At 57.9% G+C, this 24750-nt stretch carries 27 protein-coding genes; 13 read left to right on the plus strand and 14 right to left on the minus strand.

Annotation, left to right across the window (positions count from 1 at the left end; translation table 11 throughout):
• The first annotated feature begins 96 nt into the window (after positions 1-96).
• Entirely contained in the window at positions 97-690 is a 594-nt protein-coding gene (locus ACR0CE_RS10635; RefSeq protein ID WP_480483129.1) for an NAD(P)H-dependent oxidoreductase, read from the plus strand.
• A gap of 19 nt (positions 691-709) precedes the next feature.
• Here ACR0CE_RS10635 and ACR0CE_RS10640 read toward each other — a convergent pair whose 3' ends face one another.
• Genes ACR0CE_RS10640 through ACR0CE_RS10655 form a run of 4 tightly spaced genes read right to left on the minus strand, consistent with a single transcriptional unit; the run spans position 710 to position 3615 of the window.
• Positions 710-1315 (minus strand): pyridoxamine 5'-phosphate oxidase family protein, encoded by a 606-nt coding sequence (locus ACR0CE_RS10640; RefSeq protein ID WP_480483127.1) that lies wholly within the window; start codon positions 1313-1315, stop codon positions 710-712.
• Positions 1302-2042 carry a lysophospholipid acyltransferase family protein gene (locus ACR0CE_RS10645; RefSeq protein WP_480832307.1) on the minus strand — a complete coding sequence of 247 codons (741 nt, stop codon included), beginning with the start codon at positions 2040-2042 and terminating at the stop codon, positions 1302-1304. Before ACR0CE_RS10645 ends, ACR0CE_RS10640 begins: the two co-directional genes overlap by 14 nt.
• Complete coding sequence (locus ACR0CE_RS10650) at positions 2042-2941, minus strand: cell division protein FtsX (RefSeq protein WP_480506720.1); 900 nt, start codon at positions 2939-2941, stop codon at positions 2042-2044. Before ACR0CE_RS10650 ends, ACR0CE_RS10645 begins: the two co-directional genes overlap by 1 nt.
• Positions 2938-3615, minus strand: a complete 678-nt coding sequence (locus ACR0CE_RS10655; RefSeq protein WP_209506709.1) for a cell division ATP-binding protein FtsE — start codon at positions 3613-3615, stop codon at positions 2938-2940. Before ACR0CE_RS10655 ends, ACR0CE_RS10650 begins: the two co-directional genes overlap by 4 nt.
• A 182-nt stretch (positions 3616-3797) precedes the next feature.
• Between ACR0CE_RS10655 and ACR0CE_RS10660 the strand changes: the two genes are divergently transcribed.
• Positions 3798-4520, plus strand: coding sequence for a zinc-ribbon domain-containing protein (locus ACR0CE_RS10660; protein ID WP_209506564.1), 723 nt, complete (start codon positions 3798-3800; stop codon positions 4518-4520).
• Positions 4521-4523: 3 nt separating this feature from the next.
• Here the strand turns inward: ACR0CE_RS10660 and ACR0CE_RS10665 are convergent, their stop codons facing one another.
• The 4 genes from ACR0CE_RS10665 to argH form a co-directional block, all read right to left on the minus strand.
• Entirely contained in the window at positions 4524-7007 is a 2484-nt protein-coding gene (locus tag ACR0CE_RS10665; RefSeq protein ID WP_480832438.1) for a TIGR02302 family protein, read from the minus strand.
• Positions 7008-7103: 96 nt separating this feature from the next.
• On the minus strand, positions 7104-8369 hold the full coding sequence (lysA, locus tag ACR0CE_RS10670) for a diaminopimelate decarboxylase (protein WP_480832310.1): 1266 nt from the start codon (positions 8367-8369) through the stop codon (positions 7104-7106).
• A gap of 304 nt (positions 8370-8673) precedes the next feature.
• Positions 8674-8874 carry an argininosuccinate lyase gene (locus tag ACR0CE_RS10675; protein WP_209598657.1) on the minus strand — a complete coding sequence of 67 codons (201 nt, stop codon included), beginning with the start codon at positions 8872-8874 and terminating at the stop codon, positions 8674-8676.
• The gene (gene argH, locus ACR0CE_RS10680; protein WP_480832312.1) at positions 8871-10259 is read right to left on the minus strand and encodes an argininosuccinate lyase; all 1389 of its coding nucleotides are present in this window, start codon (positions 10257-10259) and stop codon (positions 8871-8873) included. Before argH ends, ACR0CE_RS10675 begins: the two co-directional genes overlap by 4 nt.
• Positions 10260-10280: 21 nt before the next feature.
• Here argH and ACR0CE_RS10685 point away from each other — a divergent pair, with 21 nt between their 5' ends.
• The 10 genes from ACR0CE_RS10685 to yddG all read left to right on the plus strand — a co-directional run bounded on the left by ACR0CE_RS10685 (position 10281) and on the right by yddG (position 18108).
• Positions 10281-10847 (plus strand): TlpA disulfide reductase family protein, encoded by a 567-nt coding sequence (locus tag ACR0CE_RS10685; protein WP_480832314.1) that lies wholly within the window; start codon positions 10281-10283, stop codon positions 10845-10847.
• A 109-nt stretch (positions 10848-10956) separates the two neighbouring features.
• Positions 10957-11109, plus strand: a complete 153-nt coding sequence (locus tag ACR0CE_RS10690; RefSeq protein ID WP_209506574.1) for a hypothetical protein — start codon at positions 10957-10959, stop codon at positions 11107-11109.
• 42 nt (positions 11110-11151) lie between these two features.
• Entirely contained in the window at positions 11152-11538 is a 387-nt protein-coding gene (locus tag ACR0CE_RS10695) for a hypothetical protein (RefSeq protein WP_480832316.1), read from the plus strand.
• Positions 11535-12506 carry a sterol desaturase family protein gene (locus ACR0CE_RS10700; RefSeq protein WP_209506579.1) on the plus strand — a complete coding sequence of 324 codons (972 nt, stop codon included), beginning with the start codon at positions 11535-11537 and terminating at the stop codon, positions 12504-12506. Before ACR0CE_RS10695 ends, ACR0CE_RS10700 begins: the two co-directional genes overlap by 4 nt.
• A gap of 90 nt (positions 12507-12596) precedes the next feature.
• A complete protein-coding gene (locus ACR0CE_RS10705) occupies positions 12597-12785 on the plus strand; it encodes a hypothetical protein (protein ID WP_480832318.1) in 189 nt (62 codons plus the stop codon).
• Positions 12786-12889: 104 nt separating this feature from the next.
• The gene (locus tag ACR0CE_RS10710) at positions 12890-13723 is read left to right on the plus strand and encodes an EAL domain-containing protein (protein ID WP_480832320.1); all 834 of its coding nucleotides are present in this window, start codon (positions 12890-12892) and stop codon (positions 13721-13723) included.
• A gap of 190 nt (positions 13724-13913) precedes the next feature.
• Positions 13914-15089 carry an acetyl-CoA C-acetyltransferase gene (locus ACR0CE_RS10715; protein ID WP_480832322.1) on the plus strand — a complete coding sequence of 392 codons (1176 nt, stop codon included), beginning with the start codon at positions 13914-13916 and terminating at the stop codon, positions 15087-15089.
• Between the two features lie 187 nt (positions 15090-15276).
• Complete coding sequence (gene phbB, locus ACR0CE_RS10720) at positions 15277-15999, plus strand: acetoacetyl-CoA reductase (RefSeq protein ID WP_480773342.1); 723 nt, start codon at positions 15277-15279, stop codon at positions 15997-15999.
• Between the two features lie 298 nt (positions 16000-16297).
• Positions 16298-17245, plus strand: a complete 948-nt coding sequence (locus tag ACR0CE_RS10725; RefSeq protein WP_480832324.1) for a transcriptional regulator GcvA — start codon at positions 16298-16300, stop codon at positions 17243-17245.
• Complete coding sequence (gene yddG, locus ACR0CE_RS10730; RefSeq protein ID WP_480832326.1) at positions 17242-18108, plus strand: aromatic amino acid exporter YddG; 867 nt, start codon at positions 17242-17244, stop codon at positions 18106-18108. The genes ACR0CE_RS10725 and yddG overlap by 4 nt, the downstream gene beginning before the upstream one ends.
• On the opposite strand, the gene ACR0CE_RS10735 is transcribed toward yddG, so the two are convergent.
• The 3 genes from ACR0CE_RS10735 to ACR0CE_RS10745 form a co-directional block, all read right to left on the minus strand.
• Positions 18105-18269: a YdcH family protein gene (locus ACR0CE_RS10735; protein WP_083445267.1), complete on the minus strand. Its 165-nt coding sequence runs from the start codon at positions 18267-18269 to the stop codon at positions 18105-18107. The genes yddG and ACR0CE_RS10735 overlap by 4 nt on opposite strands.
• 131 nt (positions 18270-18400) lie before the next feature.
• A complete protein-coding gene (locus ACR0CE_RS10740) occupies positions 18401-19165 on the minus strand; it encodes a tRNA1(Val) (adenine(37)-N6)-methyltransferase (protein ID WP_480832328.1) in 765 nt (254 codons plus the stop codon).
• Positions 19162-19377, minus strand: a complete 216-nt coding sequence (locus ACR0CE_RS10745) for a putative signal transducing protein (protein ID WP_050604033.1) — start codon at positions 19375-19377, stop codon at positions 19162-19164. Before ACR0CE_RS10745 ends, ACR0CE_RS10740 begins: the two co-directional genes overlap by 4 nt.
• Positions 19378-19433: 56 nt before the next feature.
• On the opposite strand from ACR0CE_RS10745, the gene ACR0CE_RS10750 reads away from it, so the two are divergent.
• Positions 19434-20432 carry a polyprenyl synthetase family protein gene (locus ACR0CE_RS10750; RefSeq protein WP_480558948.1) on the plus strand — a complete coding sequence of 333 codons (999 nt, stop codon included), beginning with the start codon at positions 19434-19436 and terminating at the stop codon, positions 20430-20432.
• Here ACR0CE_RS10750 and ACR0CE_RS10755 read toward each other — a convergent pair.
• The 3 genes from ACR0CE_RS10755 to ACR0CE_RS10765 form a co-directional block, all read right to left on the minus strand.
• On the minus strand, positions 20425-21246 hold the full coding sequence (locus ACR0CE_RS10755; protein WP_480558775.1) for a 4-(cytidine 5'-diphospho)-2-C-methyl-D-erythritol kinase: 822 nt from the start codon (positions 21244-21246) through the stop codon (positions 20425-20427). The genes ACR0CE_RS10750 and ACR0CE_RS10755 overlap by 8 nt on opposite strands.
• A complete protein-coding gene (locus tag ACR0CE_RS10760; protein WP_480486834.1) occupies positions 21236-22906 on the minus strand; it encodes a tetratricopeptide repeat protein in 1671 nt (556 codons plus the stop codon). Before ACR0CE_RS10760 ends, ACR0CE_RS10755 begins: the two co-directional genes overlap by 11 nt.
• Positions 22907-23051: 145 nt before the next feature.
• Positions 23052-24698 carry an electron transfer flavoprotein-ubiquinone oxidoreductase gene (locus ACR0CE_RS10765; RefSeq protein WP_480832331.1) on the minus strand — a complete coding sequence of 549 codons (1647 nt, stop codon included), beginning with the start codon at positions 24696-24698 and terminating at the stop codon, positions 23052-23054.
• Positions 24699-24750: the final 52 nt, after the last annotated feature.

Below are 24750 nucleotides of genomic sequence, written 5' to 3' on the forward strand. Positions count from 1 at the left end.
CAGTCGCACATTTTTTGACCGTGGTCAAATTTTATATTGACCGTGGTCATTTTTTGATTCTATAAACTGACCACGGTCATTTTCAGGAGAACCCCAATGCACCCCAAGAAAATCCTCATCCTCGATGGACATCCGGCAGAAAGCAGCTTGTCACGCACATTCGCAGAAACCTATGGCGAGGCAGCCCGCAAAAACGGACATGATGTCCGAATAGTCCATCTGAGCGACTTGCAATTCGATTTTGATTTCGGTCAGGGCAACTATCACGACTTCAAGCCGCTTGAACCGGTTCTGGAACACGTGTTGCAGGACTTCGAATGGAGCGACCATCTGGTCCTGACCACACCTATGTGGTGGGGCGGGCTGCCTGCAAAACTCAAGGGATTGATTGACCGGATGTTCATACCGGGGCGGACATTCGACACCCGCAACACGACGATGGCTGGCCTGCCAGCCCCGATGCTGACCGGACGCACGGCACGCGTTATCCTGACCTCAGATACGCCGGGCTGGTTCATGCGCCTGATGTACAGGCAAGCGCTTATTCGACAGGTTCGGGGCCAGATCCTCGGTTTTGTTGGCTTCAAACCAACGCGATTCACTTACTTTGCAGGCGCAAGCTATCCCAAACCGGGCAGCGTTGATCGCTGGATCAAAAAAGTGTCCAGAATCGGAGCCGCCGCAGCTTGACTGAACAACCGTCCGCTACCTACCACATTGTCTTGGCGGCGCGTGCAGCCCAGTCTTTGTCATATTGCGCGCCGCCCTCTTCACCCTCTGACGCCTCCGACAAAAGCTGCCCAATCGTCGGAAGGTCCTTGCTTTCGTCGCCACAAGTCCAAGTGCGGGCGCGCATCAGTGCACGCGCGCACTGACTGTAAATCTCGTCAATCTGCACGACGATAACCGTCGCCGGAACCTTGCCAGCCTTTTCGAACTGGTTGCGCAATGCCGCGTCTGCGGTCAATCGGGCTGTTCCGTTTACCCGAACGACATTGTCAGAACCCGGCACAAAGAACATCAGCGAAACGCGCGGGTCCCGAACAATGTTGCGCAAGCTGTCCAGGCGGTTGTTTCCCCGCCAGTCAGGCAACGCCAGCGTTTTTGGGTTTAACTCACGCACAACAGCACCGTCGTCCCCACGTGGGCTTCCGTCCACACCCTCGGGACCAACTGTACTGAGAACACAAAGGCGCGCGGCTTCAATCCACTTGCGATAGAGCGGAGTTAAGTGTCGAACGACCTTTCGCAACGAAGCAGCACCCGGCGTTCCGTACAACGCCTCGAGATCTTCTACTTTTTCAATGAATTCCATCAGGATCAAACCCCACTTCGCGCATCAATTCGTTCGAGCGTGTTTCGATGACTTCCTCCAACCGCGCGAGGAACTCATCGCGGGCAACACCTGGTTTGATCGGCTCCAGAAAATCTACAATGGCAAGGCCGGGTTTACGCATCACGCCTGTACGGGGCCAGAACACGCCAGCATTCGTCGCAACCGGAACGCATGGAAAACCAAGGCCTTCATACAGGACCGCTGTACCAACCTTGTAGGGTTTCTTTACTCCCGGTGCCACACGCGTGCCCTGCGGATAGATCACCAGCTGACCGGGTTCGGAGAATTCTTTTGAGACGTCCTTGACCATTTTTGCCACAGCCGCTCCGCGCTTGCCGCGATTGACCGGAATACAGCCAAGGCGTCGTGCATACATGCCAATGACGGGTGTGAACAACAGCTCGCGCTTCATGATAAACTTGCCGTGCGGAATGGCGTCGAAAATCATGATTATATCAAGGAACGACTGATGTTTGGCCCCGATGACCACTTCATTCGTTGGGGCATTGCCCCGCACCTCGCAGCGGATACCAACCATCCACCGTGCCAGCCACATGGTGCTTTTGGCGTAGGTTTTGCACGCTTTCAGCGCACCGTTTTTAGAAAACAGCGCATAAGGCAGAAACGCGATGCCAAGGATCAGCATCCAGGCATAGATCACAATCATGAAGATGAGGGAACGAACCCACTGAATTGCCGTCAACATCAGGAAAGCTCCTTCAACTTGCGTCGGGCCGCGGCCCATGTGGCAACAAAGGCAACGGCTGCCCCAAGGACGGGGATAAGAACCGGCAATACCCAGTCTTTGCCCTGAAATCCAACTCCGGTCAGAAATCCGCCCGCGTCCGAAGCTTCGGGCAAAAGCAAGACACCTGTCATTCCCAGCAGGGTCCCAACCGAGGCGCCGAAAAACGCGCGATAGGTAAACCGCCGTACAAAAGCACCTGCGATGAAACCATCCTGTGCGCCAACCAATCGCAGGACCTCGATAATCTGCGCATTGGCCGCAAGTGATGCGTTGGCCGCAAGGGTAATCATCGCAGCGGTCGCGCCACCGATCAGCAGGATAGAGATCCACCCCAAACGACGCAGGGACATCGCAGCATCAACCAGCGGTTCGCGCCATCGCGTATGATCATCCAGAACCGCGCCGGGTACCTCGGCCCCCAATCGCAATCGCAGCCCGAGCGCATCCAGTCCCGGTTCGCCCTCGATGATCTCGATCAGCTGCGGGATTGGCAAAGTATCCAACGGCAGGTCCGGCCCGAACCATGGTGCCAGCAACGCGGCTTGTTCATCTGCGCTAAGCGAACGGGCGGATGCGACACCGGGTGTCTGGCTGAGGACGGTCAATGCCGCTTCTGTCTGGGCAGCAAGCTGCTCGGCCGGTGCGTTGATGCGTAAGGTTGCAGCGCCCGCCAGTTCCGAGGCCCACCGATCCGCGATGCGGCCAGAGGCGAGGGACAAAGCCAAAGCAAAAACAGCAAGAAATGCCATAGCACCAGCGACAAACAGCGTCAGATGCGCGGTGTAGCCGGTTGGCGGAACAACACGGTCAGCACGGGTATCGCCGCGCAGCAAGTTTCGGATATCAGCCCCAGTCACAGGTCTGCCCCCGCCAGATGCAGCTTTCGCTGCGAAATCCGCAAAACACGGGCCTGAACATGACTTTTTGCCGCGCGGATCAGGCTCAGGTCATGGGTGGCAATCAGAACGGTCTTTCCCATACGGTTCAGCTCGACCAGCAGGTGCAACAAACGTTGCGACATCTCCCAATCGACATTGCCCGTGGGCTCATCAGCCAATATGACATCGGGCGACAGGATGACGGCGCGCGCCAGAGCCGCCCGTTGACGTTCACCGCCGGACAATTCCGGTGGCCGCGCTTCGAGACGTGCACCAAGCCCCACCCAGCTGAGCAGTTCGGTCAGATTGTCTTGCCCGGACGATTCCCCGCGCCCAGAGACCATCAGTGGCAAGGCGACATTCTCGGCAAGCGTCATATGGTCAAGGAACTGGCAATCCTGATGAACAACGCCAACACGGCGACGCAGCACGGCCAGCTGATCCCGATCAAGGGCCGAGATATCCTGATCAAACACGCTGAGACGTCCCGAGGTTGGTAACAGTGCCCCGTAACACAGCTTGAGCAATGTCGTCTTTCCCGCTCCTGACGGACCGGTCAGAAAGTGGAACGACCCCGGCTGTAGTTGAACCGAGACATCGCTCAGCAACTCGCCGCCACCGTAGGTATAGCTGACATTTTCCAGCTCGATCACACGTGCCCCCAATATTTTGCCGCTCTTCTTGCCCGAGCAGGGCGACGGTTTCAATGGCTCTACCGAGTCCAATTGGTGACACTTGACCTATGAAACCGAAAACGCCCTTTGCTGTTGGGTCTTAACGGAATATCATCCCTGAAAAAACTATTATCGGCCCTTCATCCGGCCGAGGAGGCAGTATGCGTCTTACATGTCCGAATTGCACTGCGCAGTACGAAGTTCCTGACGAGGTCATCCCCGAGGAAGGCCGCGACGTGCAGTGTTCGAACTGCGATCAGACTTGGTTTCAGGCCAAGCATCCATCCGAGCAGACGGATGAACCGAACGCGCCCGAGGACAAGCCTGTTGAGGCAGATACATCGGACACCGAGGTCGAGGCCCAGAAGGACGCCGAGCCCGCAGAAAAAACAGCGCCAGAGGTTGAAAAACCTGCGGCATCCACAGGAAATGTCGCCCCATCAGTTGCCAGCATCCTGAAAGAAGAAGCCGCACGAGAAGCGGAGTTGCGTGCGCAGGAAGGCGGTGGTCTGGAAAGCCAGCCCGATCTGGGCCTGGAAGCCCCGCCAGAGCCAAAGGTCAGGCCCAAACGCCCTGCAACTTCGGAAACCGCTGTAGATGCCGGGCAAAAGGATGCACTGCCGGATGTCGATGCCATCAACTCGAGCATGCGGTCGGACCCGGCAGAAGATGAGGCGCAGGCGCCTCGCAAGTCCGGTGGGTTCTTGCGCGGTTTTGCGCTGATGCTGATCATCGGCGTGGTTCTGTACTTGATCTACGGGAATGCCCGCCAGATCAGCGAGGCTGTACCGCAGGCCGATCCGTTGCTCAGCTCATATGTGTCGCTGGTGGATCAGGCGCGCATCTGGCTCGAAACTCAGGCAGGATCCGGTGCGCAGAACTAAGGGCTAGAACCGCTCCAGCAACCGCTTGAGGTATTCCAGCTCGATCTGGGGACGATCTGTTTCACCGGTCCGACGGCGGATTTCATCCAGCAACTCGCGCGCCCGGCGATAAACGTCTTCGCCCTGCAACAGGTTCTCGTCGGTTGAAATCGAACCCGCAGCGCCTGGGTTTCGGCCCAGAGGATCGCGGTTGTTGGCCTGCATGTCGCCGTCCTGCGTTCCCTGCCCTGGTTGGTTCTGCTGTTCCTGCGCCATGGCTTCACCCAGCGACCGCATCCCTTCGCGCAACGCTTCCATCGCTTCGGATTGACGGTCGATAGCTTCGGCGAGATCATCGCCACGCAGGGCCTGCTCGGCCTCGTCCATGGCGCGCCCGGCCCGATCCAGCGCCTCGCGCGCGGCGTCACCTTCGGGTGTGCCGACACCGGGGAGACCTTGTTGCTGACGACCCAACTCGTCTCTCAACGCTTGCTGTCGGTCGGCGAGCGAGCCTTGCCCCTGCTCACCGTCTCCAGCCTGATCCGAACCTTCACCTTGTCCGCCCTGACCTTCGTGGCTTTGCCCCCGACCTTGCCCGCCGTTGCGACCTTCGTTCCCTTGGCTTTCACCTGATTGCGCGCCGGGGTTGAATTGTTCCTGCAAATCACGAAAGGCCTGATCGCTAAGACCCTGCTGTTCGCGCAGGGTTTCGGCAAGACCTTCCATGGCCTGCTGGCCTTCGGATTGCTGCCCTTGGCCCTGACCCTGAGTTACACGCATGTTCTCCATCATCTGCTGGAATTCTTCCAGCGCCTGCTGGGCTTCGGCCATGCGACCTTGTTCCATCAGTTCCTGAATACGGTCCATCATGCGCTGCAGGTCATCCTGCGTCATTTGCAAAGATTCACTATTCTGGCCGGGCTGACGTTCGCCGTCTTCTCCATCTTGCTGTGCCAGACGTTGTAGTTGCTGAAGGTAATCCTGCGTCGCCTCGCGCAATTCCTGCATCAACTCCGCTATTTCTTCATCGCTGGCCCCGTTCTTCATCGCCTCGGTCAGACGTTCCTGCGCGCGGCGCATCCGTTCCAATGCATCCGCCAGCGTCCCGTCCTCGATCACCACGGCAAGGTCCCACAGGGCTTGTGCAATCTCTTCCTGTTGTTTGGGTTTCAACCCGTATCGATGAAAAGTTTCCAATCGCCTCAGAACAACCCGCAGACGCAGATAGGCTGTGTCAGAACGAAACAGATCCTCAGGGCGGTGCGACACAGCCCTCAGCAATTGCGAGACACGAGGCGCATTGGATCGCGACCAAAGCAGATCGCGCCTTTGCTCAATCACGGCTGCCGCCAGCGGATCAAAGAAGCGCCGTGCTGGCAAAGCCGTCTCATAGGAATCCGAAGACGTTTGCTGCTCCGCTGCATCCGTTGCCATCAAGGTAATCCTGACCGGCAAATGCGCCCACGGATGCTGCGAGAAGTCCTCGATCAGGTCTTCGGTGAAATCTGCCCGATCACCGGTGATCGGCATGGGTAATTCAATTTCGATCACCTCGCGCGGCTCTGGCTCGGCCGCCAGTCCGTACCGACGGTCAATCGCCGCCAAATCCAGCTCGATCCGGGCCAAGCCCGAAACCACTCCGTAATCGTCGCTGGCGGAAAATGGCAGCTTCATCTGCCCGCCCGCTTCAGACTCGGCGGTACCGGAAACTTCAATCTGCGGAGCCGCGTCGTCAATGACCTGCACCGACCAGTCCCGCCCCACCGGACCATCAATGCGCAACTGACCCGAGCGTTCGGCGACAAACTCCTGTTCCGGGTCTGTTGCCGCCTCGGTTCCGCTGGCAGAACTGCTTTCGGTCAGACTATGTGCACCGACCTCACCGTAAAGTCGCAAGGTGATGCGACTGCCCTTGGGAACAGAAAGCGCCGCCCCCGTCTGATCAGCAAGATATAAGGTCGGCAAACCTGTGTATCTGGGGGGTTCCACCCATCCTTCCCAAGTTGGGCCCTGTCCAGCGACGGCTGTACCCGGCGCCATGTCCGCCACTGAACCCACGCGCCACAACGAACCAAAGATCAGCGCCACGACAAATGCCAGCAGAGCGGCATAGCGCAGCGCATACGGATCACGCGACGCAAGCCGAAGATCTGGTTTCACAGCCTCAGCAGTGGCCGCACGCTGTGCCATGCGGGCTTTGTGCGCCTGCCACAAGGCAACCGAGTCCCCATCGTTGGTACCGATTGCCTGATCATCCAGCAAAGCCTGAATAGGTCGACCGGGCAGAGCCTCATCCAGCCGCGCCAGCGCATCAGCGCGGGACGGCAGTTTGAATTTCGTGACACCGCGGACGGATGCTACACCAAAAGAGATCAACGAGAGCGCACCAGCACCCCAGACGATTTCAACGGGCAGATGATCCTGCAGCCCCAGCATCAGAGCGGCGAGCAAAGCCAGAACAATCGAGAACGCAGGCCAGAACGCGCGCAGCACCTGTTCAGCCACCATGCCAAGATGGGTTAGCCACAGGGACAGGCGCGGAATGGGCAGGTTCGTACTGTTGGTCAAGACGGGCCTCCGGGACGGGCCCGCGCGGTTATCGCGTCAAAGCCACGATGGTATGGTATCGCGGTTTATGATTTCGTCAAAGCTTGGCCGTTCACGAATGACTGCAAATTGATCACCATTCACCAGAACTTCAGGGATCAACGGACGGGTATTGTATTCGCTGGACATCACCGCACCGTATGCACCCGCGCTGCGAAATGCGACCAGATCACCCGATTTCAACGGTGGCATATTGCGCTGCTTGGCAAAGGTATCCCCGGATTCGCAGACCGGGCCTACGATGTCATAGGCTTGCTGTTCCACGCCAGCCGCCGGTTCCTGCACCGCTATGATATCGTGGTACGCTTCGTACATTGCAGGCCGGATCAGGTCATTCATCGCCCCATCAAGGATCAAAAAGTCGCGACCTTCGCCTGATTTCACATAGATGACCTTGCTGACCATGATCCCGGCATTGCCCGCGATCAGGCGGCCCGGCTCAATCTCGATCTCACAGCCCAGATGGCCCAGTGTTTTCTTGACCAGCGCACCATATTCAATCGGCAAGGGCGGTGCGTCGTTCGACCGGGTGTATGGAATGCCCAAACCACCGCCCAGGTCGAGGCGCCTAATGTTGTGACCTTCAGAGCGGAGGCGCTCGGTCAGCTCGGCCACCTTTGTGTAGGCCAACTCATACGGTTCAAGTTCGGTCAGTTGCGAGCCGATGTGAACGTCGATGCCAATCACCTCCAGCCCCGGCAGGTCGGCGGCGTGAGCATAAACTTCCGAGGCGCGGGCAATCGGAATGCCAAACTTGTTCTCGGACTTGCCCGTGGCAATCTTGGCATGCGTCCTGGCATCAACATCCGGGTTCACCCTGACGGTAATCGGCGCGATCACGCCAAGCTCAAGCGCAATGGCGTTGATCACTTCCATCTCGGGCTCGGATTCGACATTGAACTGGCGAATGCCACCGCTCAGCGCCATGCGTATCTCGTCCGCTGTTTTCCCAACGCCTGAGAACACGATCTTGTCACCGGGAACACCAGCCGCCTTCGCCCGCAGATATTCTCCGCCCGAGACCACGTCCATCCCCGCACCCGCTTGCGCCAGTGTCTTCAGGATCGCCTGATTGCTGGCCGCTTTCATCGCGTAGCAGACCAGATGATCGGTGCCGTCCAACGCGTCATCGAACAGTTTGAAATGCCGCAGTAATGTAGCCGTGGAATAGACGTAGAACGGTGTTCCGACCGCGGCTGCGATTTCGGAGACTGGGACGTCCTCGGCGAAAAGCGCGCCGTCGCGGTACAAAAAGTGATCCATGCCTGCGCGCTTAGACCATAAGAGGACTTCGGATCAATGGATTCCGAACCCCTCGCCCTTGTTTAATTTTGTGTTGAAACACCAACGCGGCCGTAGCCCGAGATTGAAATGCCGGTGCCCGATTGCTTTGGTTCAGCTGCAGGTTCCGGGCGTCGCGCTGACGAAGGCTCACAAGCTGCCAAAACCGCAAGTGCAGAAACCAGTCCCAGTATTCTCATTTCAGTACCATTTCTTTGCGTGACAGGTGATTGATACGTGGACCCAACATGAGGTGTCGAGACCAATGGCGCAACATTCAAAAGGATTAGAATCCAAGATAAATGCCCAGCGGTCCGCGGCTTAGGCCGACACCCCCACCAACATACGCGCCGCTTGATCCAACCCCGATTGTGGCACTGACCGTGGGCTGAGGGGCAATTGGTTGCTCAGGCTCGCCATCAGCCCCGCACCCGGCCAACACCAGGCCGGAAACCGAAATCAGGATCGCACGTAGCGCGGTTGTCATACCATTGCCTTCCATCGTTCGATCTGGGCCCGCACCTGATCGGGGGCGGTACCGCCGTAGGACTGGCGCGAGTTTACCGAATTGTCGACGCCAAGGACAGAGTAGACGTCACCCGAGATTTCACCATGAACCGATTGCATTTCGTCCAGAGTCAGATCGGGCAGGTCACAATCCTTGCCTTCGGCCATGGCCACCAGCGATCCGGTGACGTGATGCGCATCCCGGAACGGCAGGCCTAGCACCCGCACCAGCCAGTCGGCTAGATCGGTTGCAGTCGAGAAACCTGAACCCGCAGCAGCAGCAAGGCTGTCGCGATTGGCGGTCATGTCCTTGACCATACCTTCCATCGCCGCCAGAGCCAGCATCCAGTTGTCGGCGGCATCAAAGACCTGTTCCTTGTCTTCCTGCATGTCCTTTGAATAGGCCAGCGGCAGGCCCTTCATCACCATCATCAACGCGGTATTGGCCCCATAGATGCGCCCAACCTTGGCGCGGATCAGTTCCGCCGCATCCGGGTTCTTTTTCTGCGGCATGATCGACGAGCCGGTGGAAAACCGGTCGGAAAGGGACACGAAACGGAACTGGGCCGAAGACCAGATCACCAGTTCTTCGGCAAAACGCGACAGGTGCACGGCGCAGATCGACGCGGTCGACAGGAATTCTAGTGCAAAGTCGCGATCGCTGACAGCATCCAGCGAGTTGGCGGTGGGGCGGTCAAAGCCCAGCGCCTGTGCCGTCATGTGGCGGTCGATGGGGAACGAGGTTCCGGCCAGCGCCGCAGCACCCAGCGGGGATTCGTTCATGCGCGCGCGCGCATCGCGGACGCGGGACAGGTCGCGGCCAAACATCTCGACATAGGCCATCATATGATGGCCCCAAGTTACGGGTTGCGCCGTTTGCAGATGGGTAAAGCCCGGCATGACCCAATCGGCGCCTGCTTCGGCCTGCGCCAAAAGCGCGCGGATCAGGGCCAGCAGACCAGTTTCAGCCGCGTCTAGCTGATCCCGGACCCACAGTTTGAAATCCGTCGCCACCTGATCATTGCGCGAACGCCCTGTGTGCAAACGGCCAGCAGGCTCGCCGATGATCTCTTTTAGCCGCGCCTCGACATTCATGTGTATGTCTTCCAACGCAGTTGAGAACTGAAACGTGCCGCTCTGGATTTCTGACAAAACGGTGAGCAGCCCTTCCCGAATGGCTTCAGCGTCACTATCACTTATGACGCCTGTAGCAGCCAACATGGCCGCATGGGCGCGCGAGCCTTCGATGTCCTGGGCTGCCATCCGCTGATCGAACCCGATCGAGGCGTTGATCGCCTCCATGATCGCGTCTGGACCGGCGGCAAAGCGGCCGCCCCACATCTGGTTCGAGGAATGATCGGTCATGTAAGAAAACCCGGAGTTGATATGCGCCTATTTCGTTTGATCCCCCTTTATATGGCCCTTGCGCTAGGTGCAAATGCCGCTTTGGCAACCGATGCCGCGACACTGGGCCTCTTACGGGAAGGCAGTCTGAAGCGCCTTATCCTGCATGAAGAACCCAAACCGGCAAAAGTGATCGAGTTTCAGCTGGAAGATGACGGGGGTGTCGGCACGCTGGCCGATTATGAGGGCAAGTATGTTCTGCTGAACTTCTGGGCCACCTGGTGCGCCCCCTGCCGCAAAGAAATGCCTCAGATCGCCGAGTTGCAGGACGAGTTCGGGGGGGACAAGTTTCAGGTTCTGACCCTTGCCACAGGCCGCAACTCGCCAGCTGGGATCAAGAAGTTCTTTGAAGAAAATGGCATATCCAACCTGCCGCGTCATCAGGACCTCAGCTCGGCCGCCGCGCGCGAATTTGGCGTAATTGCGTTGCCCATCACGGTCATTCTGAATCCCGAAGGTCAGGAAATCGCGCGTTTGATCGGCGACGCCGAATGGAATTCGGACAGCGCCAAGGCGATTATCTCGACGCTTGTTGGCGCAGAAAGCTGATGAAATAGCTTTAAAATCAGTGAATCATCCTATCCACCAGGCATTCAACCCGGAGGATACTTTGGTGAAACCAATTGCAGAAATTGCGGCGATGGCGGGTGTTTTCTAGATGGCCGCCGATGCTGCTACTGCCAAGGATGTAAGCAAGAAGGGCAAGGGAGATCCGGTAACCTACACGATCTCCGACCAGTATTCCCGCTTGTCGAATGGTTCCGGTCAAAGCCTTGGTTTTGGAACACAACTGACGCGACGCCACCTTTGACAGTTTCCATCCTCCTTTGCACTCTGCGCTCAGGAGGATGGAATGCCGCTGGAAATTCTATTGGTGCTGGTCGTTGGGGGCATAGCCGGGATTACGCTGTTGCTGCATCTGACGGGCAAGTCGCGGTTGCACGTGCTGACGCCGGACACGGCGCCACGCCAATGGATGCGGCATTTTCCCGATGACACGGTGATCGACGTGACAATCGCCCATGACGGCCACGCGGCGCTGGTGCGAACCCAGAACGGGGCCGGGCTGATCTGGTCCTTTGGGGCCGATACAGTAGCGCGGCATCTTCAGGATTTCGACTGGTTTGAGACTGCCAGTGGCATCGAAGTTCGGTTTCACGACTTCAGCACACCGCGCGCGACCCTTCACCTTGACCAGACAGAACGCCAGCACTGGCAACACATGATGAGGCCCGCATGACAGACCAGGTAAGTTTTCCCGATGCGGTGCAATGGGCCGTTCCTTTTTTCATCGCTGCAATACTGGCAGAATTCCTGTGGATCGCAGTCAAGGGCAAAGGCGGGCGGTATGAAACACGCGATGCTGTGACCTCGCTGATCATGGGGGCCGGAAACATCGCGTCGGGCTTTTTGCTGGGCTTTATCGCCTATGCGTTTTTCATGTGGCTGTGGCAGATCACACCGTTGGATTTGGGTACATCAATTCCCGTTATCATTCTGTGCTTTGTCCTAGATGATCTTCGCTATTACTGGGTACACCGTTTTGGACATCGCATTCGCTGGGTCTGGGCCAGCCATGTCAACCACCACAGCTCGCAGCACTACAATCTGACCACAGCTCTGCGGCAGACTTGGACCTATACCTTTACGTTCATGATGGTCGTTCGCGCGCCGCTGATACTGCTGGGTTTCCATCCGGCCATGGTTCTGTTCGTCGGTGGATTGAACCTGATCTATCAGTTCTGGATTCACACCGAGGCCATCGGCAAGATGCCCCGATGGTTCGAAGCGGTCATGAATACCCCCAGCCATCATCGCGCGCATCACGGCCGGAACGCACGGTATCTGGATTGCAATTACGCCGGAGTTTTCATCATCTGGGACAAGATGTTCGGGACATTTGTGCCTGAACAGGAAAACGATCGGGTCGATTACGGGCTGGTTCACAATATCGGCACCTTCAACCCTTTGCGCGTTGCGTTTCACGAATGGGTCGGCATCTGGCACGACGCCACGCAGCCCGGCCTGACACTACGGCAACGTCTGGCCTATTGTTTCGCGCCTCCGGGGTACAGCCACGACGGCAGCCGCGACAACTCGGAACAGATAAAAGCCAAGCACCTGGCTCGCCATCCCGAGGACCGGGGAACGCCCGGTTTTGAGCAGGTCGACAAGATCCTGCCCAAAGGACAGGCAGAACAGGCCTGATACAGCCGTCAGGCCCCGCTAGACTTGAACTCCGGTCTTTGCACGCCATATCAGTGATTGAATGTGGCGCATAGATGAGCGAGGGGCGGCATGAAACGTTTGGCAACCATTTCAACCTTCGTGGGGTTGTTTGGCCTGTTGCTGGCCATGCTTGCCGCGCTCGGCAGCTTTGTTGGCACTCTGATCGCATTGGGTTTTGTCCTGATGATTCTGGGTGCGACAGGAGCCCTTCTTGGAGCCGCGGCGTCGCTGGCCCGTGCCGGGGATTCCGCGCGCTGAAAACCGCAATAAGCAACTTCATCTGACGCTTTAACCGCAGATTCATCTGTTTGCCCCGAAACTGTGTCAAAACACCTGTTCCGGACACACGGGAATCTGCGCCTATGGGAAACAAAAAGCTCACCAATCTTCCCGAAGGGTTGGACACCCCTTTGAATGCAGCAGTGTCAACACGGGATCGTTCGGTGGTTCAGATGGCAACCGATGCTGTGAAGCACAAGCAATGTCGGTTGGCCTTTCAGCCGGTTGTCCAGGCACACACGCCGCATGGCATCGCGTTCTACGAAGGGTTCATTCGCGTGCTGGATGAAACAGGGCGCGTTATCCCGGCGCGCGAGTTCATGCCACAGGTTGAAAACACTCCGATCGGACGTGATCTCGACTGCGTCGCATTGGAACTTGGTCTGCGCACGTTAGTGAAGAACCCCCAGATCCGCCTGTCGATCAACATGTCCGCCCGCTCGATCGGTTATTCCAACTGGTCCGGAATACTGGACCGGTTTCTGAAACGGGACCCGCAGCTGGGCGAACGGCTGATCCTCGAAATCTCCGAAAGCTCTGCCATGCAGGTGCCTGAATTGGTGGTCGACTTCATGGACCGCCTTCAGGATCGCGGCATCGCCTTTGCGCTGGACGACTTTGGTGCCAGCAACTTCAGTTTCCGCCACTTTCGCGAATTTCTGTTCGACGCCGCCAAGATCGATGGACAGTTTATCCGGGGCATCAGCGACAGCCCCGACAACCAGGCTTTGGTGCGGGCCCTGATTGCCGTAGCGCGTGAGTTTGAAATTCTGGTCACTGCCGAATCGGTCGAAACTCAGAAGGATGCGGCATTTTTGCTTGAATTTGGCGTGGATTGCATGCAGGGCTTTTTGTTTGGCGCGCCCAGTGTTTCGCCCCCGTGGAAACAGGAAAAAATTTCAAAAACAGCAAGTTGACCCGTGGGTGATCGACATTTTTCCGCCATTTCCCAAGCTGAGACAAGCTGCCCGTTGCTGCAAGTGCAGCATTACGCTATTGCAGAAGTACTTGAGCGGGGGATAACGGGGCGCTCTTGTTTCGAGAGGGAAACTCTCGGCCTGCGCCGTCAGACATTCCGCCAGACAATGACGGTAAAGGACTGATCATATGACCAACGTAGTAATCGCATCCGCCGCACGAACAGGTGTCGGCAGCTTTAGTGGTTCGTTTGCGAACACCCCCGCACATGATCTGGGCGCGGCCGTCCTGGAAGCAGTTGTTGAGCGCGCCGGGATTGAAAAAGGCGAAGTCAGCGAAACCATCTTGGGTCAGGTGCTGACTGCGGCTCAGGGGCAGAACCCGGCTCGGCAGGCGCATATCAACGCTGGTTTGCCGCAAGAAAGTGCCGCCTGGGGCATCAACCAGGTTTGCGGCTCAGGCCTGCGTGCGGTCGCATTGGGCGCTCAGCACATCCAACTCGGCGATGCCGACATCGTCGCCGCTGGTGGCCAAGAGAACATGACCCTGTCGCCCCACGCAGCTGCCCTGCGCACCGGTCACAAGATGGGCGATATGAAGTATATCGACACCATGATCCGCGATGGTCTGTGGGATGCCTTCAACGGTTATCACATGGGTCAGACGGCGGAAAATGTTGCCGAGAAATGGCAGATCAGCCGCGACATGCAGGATGAATTCGCTGTTGCTTCGCAGAACAAGGCCGAGGCGGCGCAAAAAGCTGGCAAATTTGTCGACGAAATCGTGCCCTTCACCATCAAGACCCGCAAGGGTGACATCGTGATGGACAAGGACGAATACATCCGCCACGGCGCTACAATGGAAGCCATGGCAAAGCTGCGCCCCGCCTTTACCAAGGACGGATCGGTCACTGCTGCAAACGCTTCGGGCCTGAACGACGGCGCGGCCGCAACCCTGCTGATGTCAGCTCAAAACGCAGAGAAGCGCGGAATCGAACCTTTGGCGCGCATCGCGTCCTACGCAACTGCCGGGCTGGACCCGTCGATCATGGGCGTTGGCCCGATCTACGCTTCGCGCAAGGCATTGGAAAAAGCGGGTTGGTCCGTCGACGATCTGGACCTGGTTGAAGCCAACGAAGCCTTTGCCGCGCAGGCCTGCGCAGTGAACAAAGACATGGGCTGGGATCCGTCGATTGTGAACGTGAACGGCGGCGCAATTGCCATCGGCCACCCAATCGGCGCATCAGGTTGCCGCGTTCTGAACACGCTGCTGTTCGAAATGAAGCGCCGCGACGCAAAGAAAGGTCTGGCCACCTTGTGCATCGGCGGCGGCATGGGTGTCGCCCTGTGTGTGGAGCGCGACTAAGTGCGCCAATAACCAAATAGAAAAGGGCGTCCATGGGACGCCCTTTTTTGTTACACTGGGGTCGTACCCGTTAGATGCGACGATATTGCCATCCGAAATAAACACCTTAATGACGAAACAATATTGCGCACAAACATCTCTCAAAGTAACAGCATTACCAAGGCGACTAAAATTGGAGGAGTCCTAAATGGCACGTACAGCACTCGTTACCGGCGGTTCCCGCGGCATTGGCGCAGCAATTTCCAAGGCGCTCAAAGCCGAAGGATACAACGTTGCGGCCACCTATGCAGGGAATGACGAAGCCGCCGCGAAATTCACCGAAGAAACCGGCATCAAGACCTACAAGTGGAACGTCGCCGATTATGACGAATCCAAAGCGGGCATCGAAAAGGTCGAGGCCGAGGTTGGCCCCATCGATGTCGTTGTCGCCAACGCAGGCATCACCCGTGATGCACCTTTCCACAAAATGACACCCGATCAGTGGAAAGACGTGATCGACACCAACCTGACCGGCGTATTCAACACTGTGCACCCTGTCTGGCCCGGCATGCGCGAGCGCAAATTTGGCCGTGTCATCGTCATCAGCTCGATCAACGGCCAGAAAGGTCAGTTCGCTCAGGTGAACTATGCTGCGACCAAGGCGGGCGATCTGGGCATCGTTAAATCTCTTGCGCAGGAAGGCGCGCGGGCAGGCATCACGGCCAACGCGATCTGCCCCGGTTATATTGCAACCGAGATGGTGATGGCGGTGCCCGAAAAGGTACGCGAATCGATTATTGGCCAGATCCCCGCCGGTCGTCTGGGCGAACCAGAAGAGATTGCACGCTGTGTGACCTTCCTGGCCTCGGACGAATCTCAGTTCATCAACGGCTCGACCATCTCGGCCAACGGCGCCCAGTTCTTCGTCTGATCTGCAATCAGAATTGTGAAAACGGGCCGGTCCATTAGGGCCGGCCCATCCTTATCCCGTAAGATCGCGCGCGCTGCGATCAGCGGGAACCCAATACCCAATTCCACAACTGCCGGACCACCTTGCCACGCTCTTCATGCGCGCGCAGGATCGCCACTTGGGCGGCGGGATTTGTTGTCATCTCGATCATGGCAGCCGCCTTTCAATTCAGTTTTGCTTGACCTGATGTGAATATGAAGGTCACCTAGGATCATGACAAACGAAGTTTCCTGAACCTTCAGTTAAGAATTTCTTGACCATGAGTGATTATCTGCCCCCACTTACCGCGCTTCGGGCTTTTGATGCCGCGGCCCGGCACATGTCGTTCGCGAAAGCGGCGGAAGAGCTGCACGTGACGCCAGCAGCCCTGTCCTTTCAGATCAAATCGCTTGAGGAGCATCTGGGTCGCCCTCTGTTCCGCCGTCTGAACCGTGCTGTGGAACTGACCGATGCGGGCCGCGCCCTGGCCCCCGGCGCGGCAGAGGGCTTTGCCACATTGCAAAGCGCGTGGCGTGCTGTACGCAGGCAGGAGGAAGACACCGGACTGACCGTCACCGCAGGTCCGGCACTGACTGCAAAGTGGCTCGCACCTCGCCTTTACGAATTCGCCCGTGCACATCCGGAAATCGACCTGAAATTCTCGGCCACATTGCGCAACATGGATCTGGAGCGAGATGATGTGGATGTTGCCATCCGGTTTGGCAATTCCGCCGATGAGGGGCTGTATTCCGTACCTGTAAGAAAAGAGTGGCTGACCCCGGTCATGACCCCGGAGCTGGCGGAGCAATTCACCACGCCAGACAGCCTGCGCGACGCACCGTTGATCCACGACGATTCGATCAATTTTCTGACCCCGCCCTGCGGCTGGCCTGCCTGGTTCCGCGCTGTGGGTATCGATTTCATCCCCACTCATGGGGCGCATTTTTCCAACGCAGATCACGCGATTGACGCCGCTGTCGCCGGTGTTGGTGTCGCCCTTGGACGGCGTGCCATGATCCTCAAGGACTTGACCGAGGGTCGGCTGGTTGCCCCCTTCAAGGTCGCGCTGGAAACGCAGGGCCGGTTCCGGTTCCTGTGCCTTCCGGGGGCCGAGAAACGTCCTCAGATCGCAGCATTTCGGGATTGGTTCCTGACCGAGATTGAAAAGACCGCGCATATTTCGGATGAGTTCGACATTATTCCGATCGAAGAGGTTTCCGGATCATGACCAAAACGCGCGCAACAGCCATCGGCTTTGGGGCCGTACTATTATGGGCTTTGCTGGCGCTTTTGACCGTCGGCTCTGCACCCACACCACCATTGCTGTTGAACACGATCTGCTTTTCGATTGGTGGGGCGCTTGGGTTGATTTGGACAGCCGCAACCGGTGGGTTTAGCGGGTTGAAACAGGTCCCCTGGACGACCTACCTGTTCGGTTCATTGGGTCTGTTCGGGTACCACGCATTGTATTTTTCAGCCCTGCGTATGGCCCCCGCGGCCGAGGCCGGGTTGATTGCCTATCTCTGGCCCCTTCTTATCGTTCTGTTTTCCGGCCTGCTGCCGGGCGAGCAGCTTCGCGCTGGTCACTTGATCGGGGCATGCCTTGGCTTTGCTGGGGCTGCTTTGATCATCACCGGAGGCGGGAGCGCCGGTTTTCAGGCACAACACCTGCCGGGATATGCATTGGCCCTGCTTTGCGCCCTGACGTGGTCAGGCTATTCGGTTTTGTCGCGCAAATTGGGGGGTACACCGACCAGTTCGGTTGCGGTCTTTTGTCTGATGGCTGCGATGGCTTCGGGTCTGCTGCATCTGGCCATAGAAGACACCGTGCTGCCCGACACGACACTGGGGTGGTTATCGGTACTGGCACTTGGCCTCGGGCCCGTTGGACTGGCCTTTTATGTATGGGATATCGGGGTAAAGCAGGGTGATATTCAAATGCTCGGGACCTCATCTTATGCGGCCCCGCTTTTGTCGACACTTGCTTTGGTGATGGCCGGGATCGCTGCCCCATCCTGGGGGCTGGCGATCGCGGCCTTTCTGATTACCGGCGGGGCCTTGATCGCGGCCCGTTCCAGTTTGAAATCTTAAGCAGACAGTCGCTCGATCTCTTCCTTCAGCTTGAGCTTCTGTTTCTTCAGCTGGGCTATGTGGAGATCATCGATGCCTGGCGAGCGTTGGGCTTGTTCTACTTCTAGACCGAGAGATTCGTGCTTTTTCTTCAGTTCTGTCAGATGTGCGCTCACGCTCATTGCGATCCTCCTTTTATACGTGTCTGAATGTCACGTAAGAAGTTGATCACATCGTTTCCACCCTGTCACGCTGCAGACGCACAGAATCTGAAACAAATCCGACAAAATCGGCTGGACATTGCCAGTCGTCGTCAAAACCCGGGCAGGGCAGCGGCCTTCCGGAGCACGGCCGAAACTGCATCCGTATAGCTTTCGCCGTCTTTTTCGTGACGTTCACCCGCGTGCACAATCAAAGGTGGGTGGAGGCGAAATGCCGCACGCCCTCCTTTGCGGGCGCGCAGAATGATCAGCTCAGCCTCTCGCCCTGTCCGTGGGCTTAGCGGCAACAACTCTACCGATCCCAGCAACCCCTGGCACGCTGCCAGCATGTCGGGCAGTCGATCGGCTTTTTGGATCATGTGCAGGTACCCTTTTGGCGCAAGGCGTCTGGCAGCCACTGCAATCCAGTCGGCCAACTGGGTGTCTTCGCTCAAGGCCACACTTCGTCCCGCATCCTTTGCAGGGCTATGCGCCCCCGCCCGATAATAGGGCGGATTCGCAATGACGTGATCGAACTGGCGCTGCCGAAACGCCTCGGGCAAAGCGGTCAGGTCTGCTTGGACAACTTCCAGCTCTATCCCGTTGATTTCCGCATTTCTGCAGGCCAATTCCGCATAGGCGGGCTGTAGCTCGATACCTGTCAGGTGCAGACCGGGCAGTCGTGACGACAAGCAAAGAATGGCAGCCCCTGCACCGCACCCCAGTTCCAACACGGACTGACCTGCCCTGGCCGGAACGGATGCGGCAAGCAATACCGGGTCGACCCCGGCACGATAACCCGACCGAGGTTGCAGCAACCGGACCCTGCCCCCCAGGAAATCATTGCAGCTGAGTTCACTATCGGAAAACCGGGTCATCGGCCCAGCGGAATTTCATTGTCGCGCATCACACGTTCAGCACGGGTCAGGTCTTCGGCGCGAACCATCAGTCGGCGGGGAAAGATTCCGATCCCACCTTCGAGGATGCTCATATTTACGTCCATCTGAAAGCAGTCTATATCCTCGCCTTCAAGGAGAGCGGATGCAAAGGCCAGGATCGTCGGATCGGTACTGCGCAATAGTTCTTTCATGGGGATGGATGTAAGGGCAAGGCGGGGCGGAAGTCGAGCCTTGTATCAGGAGAATGATGACCGTCGGCATGATCTCAAAACCGCATGAGCGCCTCGCTGATATATTGGCGGGTGAAATGGAGGCTGTGAACACGTTGATCCGCACCCGGATGGCGTCGGACCATGCCCCACGTATCCCCGAAGTGACCCAGCATCTGGTCGAGGCGGGCGGAAAGCGCCTGCGCCCGATGCTGACATTGGCAGCGGCGCGGCTGTTTGGCTATTCGGGCGAGCACCATGTACGCCTTGCTGCCACGGTCGAGTTCATCCATACCGCTACCCTTCTGCACGACGACGTTGTGGATGAGAGCGCGCAGCGGCGCGGACGCCCGACCGCAAATCTACTTTGGGACAATAAATCCAGTGTGCTGGTCGGTGATTACCTGTTTTCTCGCAGCTTCCAATTGATGGTCGAAACGGGTTCGCTGCGGGTTCTGGATATCTTGGCCAATGCCTCAGCAACCATCGCCGAGGGCGAGGTGCTGCAAATGACCGCAGCAACCGACCTGCAGACAGATGAAAGCGTTTACCTACAGGTCGTGCGCGGCAAGACAGCAGCTTTGTTTTCAGCTGCGACCGAGGTGGGCGGCGTGATCGCCGGTGCATCGGAAGAACAGATCAAGGCCCTGTTCGATTATGGTGACGCATTGGGGATCGCATTCCAGATAGCGGACGATCTGCTGGACTATCAGGGGGACAGCAAGACAACCGGCAAGAATGTGGGCGATGATTTCCGCGAACGAAAGCTGACCCTGCCTGTCATCAAGGCTGTTGCACAGGCCACGCCCGAAGAACGCGCATTCTGGGAGCGTACGATCGAAAAAGGCCGCCAACAGGACGGTGATCTGGATCATGCGCTGGGTTTGATGGACAAATACGCAACGCTGGAAAAAACCCGGCAGGACGCTTTGGGCTGGGCGAACAAGGCAAAGGCATCTTTGGATGTTCTGCCCGATCATGAAATTCGCAGCCTGCTGCGCGAACTGGCCGATTACGTGGTCTCGCGCCTTAGTTAAGCTGCGTCGCGCGGCACCACCAGTCAGGATGCGCCGCACCGATCTCATAGGCCGCGAGATGCGCGTCTTTCATTGTGGGATATAGGGCAAAACAGGTTGATCCTGACCCCGACATGCGCGTCACAAGGGCACGACTGGTCATGTTCAACTCGTCCAGAACCTGCTCGATCTCACGTGCAACGCCCATGGCAGGTACCTGCAAGTCATTGCGTTGATCACGCAACCACAGGGCACAGGCTTCAGCGTCTTCAAAATCAGGGACCAGCTCAGGCATCGGCGGATTGTCTCGCGACGCCAGCGCGTTGAAAACGGCTCCTGTCGGCACCGGCACATTCGGGTTGACCAACAGGGCAGGTAGGTTCGGAAGGTTCACCGCCGCCAAACGATCGCCAATGCCTTGCATTCTGATCGCCCGGTTTTCGAGACAAACGGGCACATCTGCCCCCAGTGACAACGGCAGGTCAGGCGGGATGTCACGGCCCAGACCGCCCAGCATATTCAGCGTGGCGGCTGCATCCGATGACCCACCCCCTATACCTGCCCCGTGGGGCAGAGACTTGATCAGGTCGATATGCCCGGTCCAGCCGGCGCCTTCGGCCGCTTTCCAGGCCAGATTACGGCTGTCCGTGGGCACGCCTTCAGCAAACTCCCCACTCACGTCCATAGTCAGCTCAGGGCCGGGTGTGAATGTCAACTGATCGCCGAGATCAGCAAAAACCACTAACGAATCCAACAGGTGATAACCGTCCTTACGACGTCCGGTCACATGCAGGGTCAGGTTGATCTTGGCGGGCGCAAACGCCTTAATTTCCATTTGCGACTTTCAAAGGTTCCGCACCTTCTTCGGCCAGAACGGCACTTAGTCCGACCTCGATCTTGCGTCGAATGCGATCTGGGTCAGCCTCGCCATCCGTGTCTTCGGGGTCAACAAAGGACAGCGCCCGCTTCCATTGGAACTCGGCCTCGCGCGCACGTCCAACAGCCCAATAGACATCCCCCAGATGATCATTGACGACCGGATCAACAGGCATCAGCTCGACCGCGCGCTCCATATGCTCGACCGCTTCTTCGTAACGACCCAGACGGAACAGAACCCAACCCAGACTATCCACGATGTAGCCGCTATCCGGGCGGGCTTCGACCGCGCGTTGGATCATGTCCAGCGCTTCATCCAGCTTTTCTTTCCGTTCTACCAAAGAATAGCCCAAGTAGTTCAGCACCTGCGGCTGATCCGGATTCAACTCCAGCGCCCGGCGAAAATCGGTTTCAGCCTGATCCCACTGCTTCAGCCGCTCGTGGCTTATGCCGCGCGCGTAGTGCAGGAACCAATTCCCACCTGCCTGACTGTCCGTCAAAGCAATAGCAGTGTCATAAGAGGCAACCGCAGCCGCATAGTTTTCCTGACGACGCTGAAGATCTGCCAGAGAAACATGCACGCTGGGCAAATCAGGGTTTTGCAGCGCCAAGTTTTGCAGAACTTCGATGGCCGCATCGGTTTTTCCGGATTTATCCAGGATTTCGGCCCGTCCAAGTTCTGCGGCATGGTGGTCATTGCTGCCTGCCGGGACCATACGATAGGCGGCAACAGCCAGATCATACTGTTGCAGCTTGTCCAGCAATTCCGCGCTCAGCAGAATGGCGTCCACGTGGTCAGGGCGCAGAAAGCTCGCCAGTCGCGCGTAAAGCAGGACATAGTCAGCCGAAGCCTCGCTGTTCAATGCGGCACCAACGGTAAAGAATATTTCCGCCATGCCATCCAGCGCAGAGCCCGCATGGGTGAACGGAAGCGTCTCGCCCGCGGTCAATTGGCCGGTATAGGCTTCAATGGTCGGATCGCTACCGGAAACAAACACATCGTCCAGAAACTGTATGGCGTCTTCGTTGCGATCCAGCTGTGACAGCACCTCTGTACGGGCCAGCGCGGCCCGACGCGAGAACCGCGCAACCGCGCCGTTATTATCCGCAAATATCACCTCGGCACCTTCGAAATCGCCGATAGAGGCCAATGCCATGGCTTTGTGATACAGCGCAAATTCCCTGAGGCCTTCCTGCGTGGCCACGGCATCGAACTGCTCCATGGCCTTTGTCATTTCACCTTGCCCCAGATGGGCCCATGCGATCATCAGCCCATCAACCAAAGGACCGATCCCCTGCGTTTCAGGGTCACGCGCCAGAAGTTCGTCAAACTTGCCGTCAGCAATCAAATTGGCCGAAATCGCCATGCGCGCGGCCTGACTGGGAAGGTTGGCTTCCTCGATCTGCTTTGCAACGGGCAAAGCACGGGCAATTTCCCCCAGCGCAAGGCGGGCGACAACAACGCTTTCCAAGAGCAGCGCGTTTTCCGGATCAAACCTGAGAGCCTGGGCGTAGTATCTTTCCGCCGCAGAATAGTCGCTTTCGTAGATCGCCTGACGCCCGGCCAGATATGAACCGGCACCCGAATCCGAATAGGCCGGAACTGCGACCGACGACATGAGCAGCACGGACAATGCCGCGCGACGAACCAGGGAAACCACCGAAATCCTGCCTTACTATCGTTGACTGACGGTTAAGCTAGGGCTTCGGTCGGCAAGAGGCAATGGCAGAGCCTTCACGACCCTGCCATTGCCGGTTTTTTGCTTACATGTTCGGATAGTTTGGTCCGTCGCCCCCCTGCGGCGTGGTCCAGGTGATATTCTGGCTTGGATCCTTGATGTCACAGGTTTTGCAGTGAACGCAGTTCTGGAAGTTGATGACGAATCGCGGACCGTTGTCATCCTCGACCATTTCGTACACACCTGCCGGGCAATAGCGCTGCGCCGGTTCGTCGAACTTGGGCAGGTTGACCTTGACCGGGATATCCGGGTCCGTCAGGCGCAGGTGGCAGGGCTGGCTTTCCTCGTGATTGGTTGCCGCAAAGGACACGTTGGTCAGACGGTCAAAGGACAGCGTGCCATCGGGCTTGGGATAATCGATCGGCTTGTGCTTGCTGGCTTCCTCGGTCGACTGGGCATCGTTCTTGCCATGTCCCAGCGTACCAAAGAGCGAAAAGCCCAATGTGTTGGTCCACATGTCCAGACCACCCAGCACCAGCGAAGGGATCATGCCCCACTTGGACCACATCGGCTTGACGTTGCGCACCTTCTTCAGGTCCTTGCCAATTGCGCCATTGCGGACATCGGCCTCGTAAGCGGTCAGCTCATCGCCTGAACGGTCAGCCTTGATCGCGTCATAAGCAGCCTCTGCCGCAGCCTTACCCGACAGCATCGCGTTGTGGTTGCCCTTGATGCGCGGCACGTTGACCATGCCCGCAGAACAGCCCAGCAGCGCCACGCCCGGCGCCACCAGCTTGGGCATCGACTGAAGGCCGCCTTCGGTGATCGCACGGGCACCGTAAGCCACGCGCTTGCCGCCTTTCAGCAGCTCGGCCACCATCGGGTGATGCTTGAAGCGCTGGAATTCCATGTAGGGGTACAGGTGCGGGTTCTTGTAGTTCAGGTGAACCACAAAGCCGACATAGACCTGATTGTTTTCAAGATGATAGATGAACGACCCGCCGCCTGCGTTGCCGCCCAGAGGCCAGCCCATTGTGTGCGTGACCGTACCTTCCTTGTGCTTTGCCGGATCGATCTCCCAGATCTCTTTCATGCCGACGCCGTATTTCTGCGGCTCTTTGCCGGCAGACAGGTCATACTTGGCGATGACTTCCTTGGACAGTGAGCCGCGCACACCTTCCGACAGGAAGACGTATTTGCCGTGCAGTTCCATACCCGGCTCGGTATTGGGACCAAAAGAGCCGTCCGCTTCCAGACCAAAGACACCGGCCACCACGCCTTTGACTTCACCGTTATCGCCGTAAACCAGTTCGGAACATGCCATGCCGGGGAAGATTTCCACGCCCAGTTCCTCGGCCTGCTCGGCCATCCAGCGGCAGACATTGCCCATCGAAACGATGTAGTTGCCATGGTTGTTCATCAGCGGCGGCATCGGGAAGTTGGGGATGCGGATTTTACCTGCCTCGCCCAGCATGTAGAAATTGTCTTCATGCACCGGCACGTTCAGCGGAGCACCCTTAGCCTTCCAATCCGGGATCAAAGCATCCAGCCCGCAGGGATCGAGAACTGCGCCAGACAGGATATGAGCGCCCACTTCCGAGCCCTTTTCCAGAACGACAACGTTCAGATCCGCATCCAGCTGTTTCAGACGAATGGCCGCCGACAGACCCGCAGGACCTGCGCCTACGATCACCACGTCATATTCCATTGCTTCGCGTTCAATCTCGGCCATCGCGGGCTCCCTAGCTTACTTTCCGAATTGGCGCTGTCACTGCAGGATCTGC

The organism is Ruegeria sp. L11 (assembly GCF_056531755.1).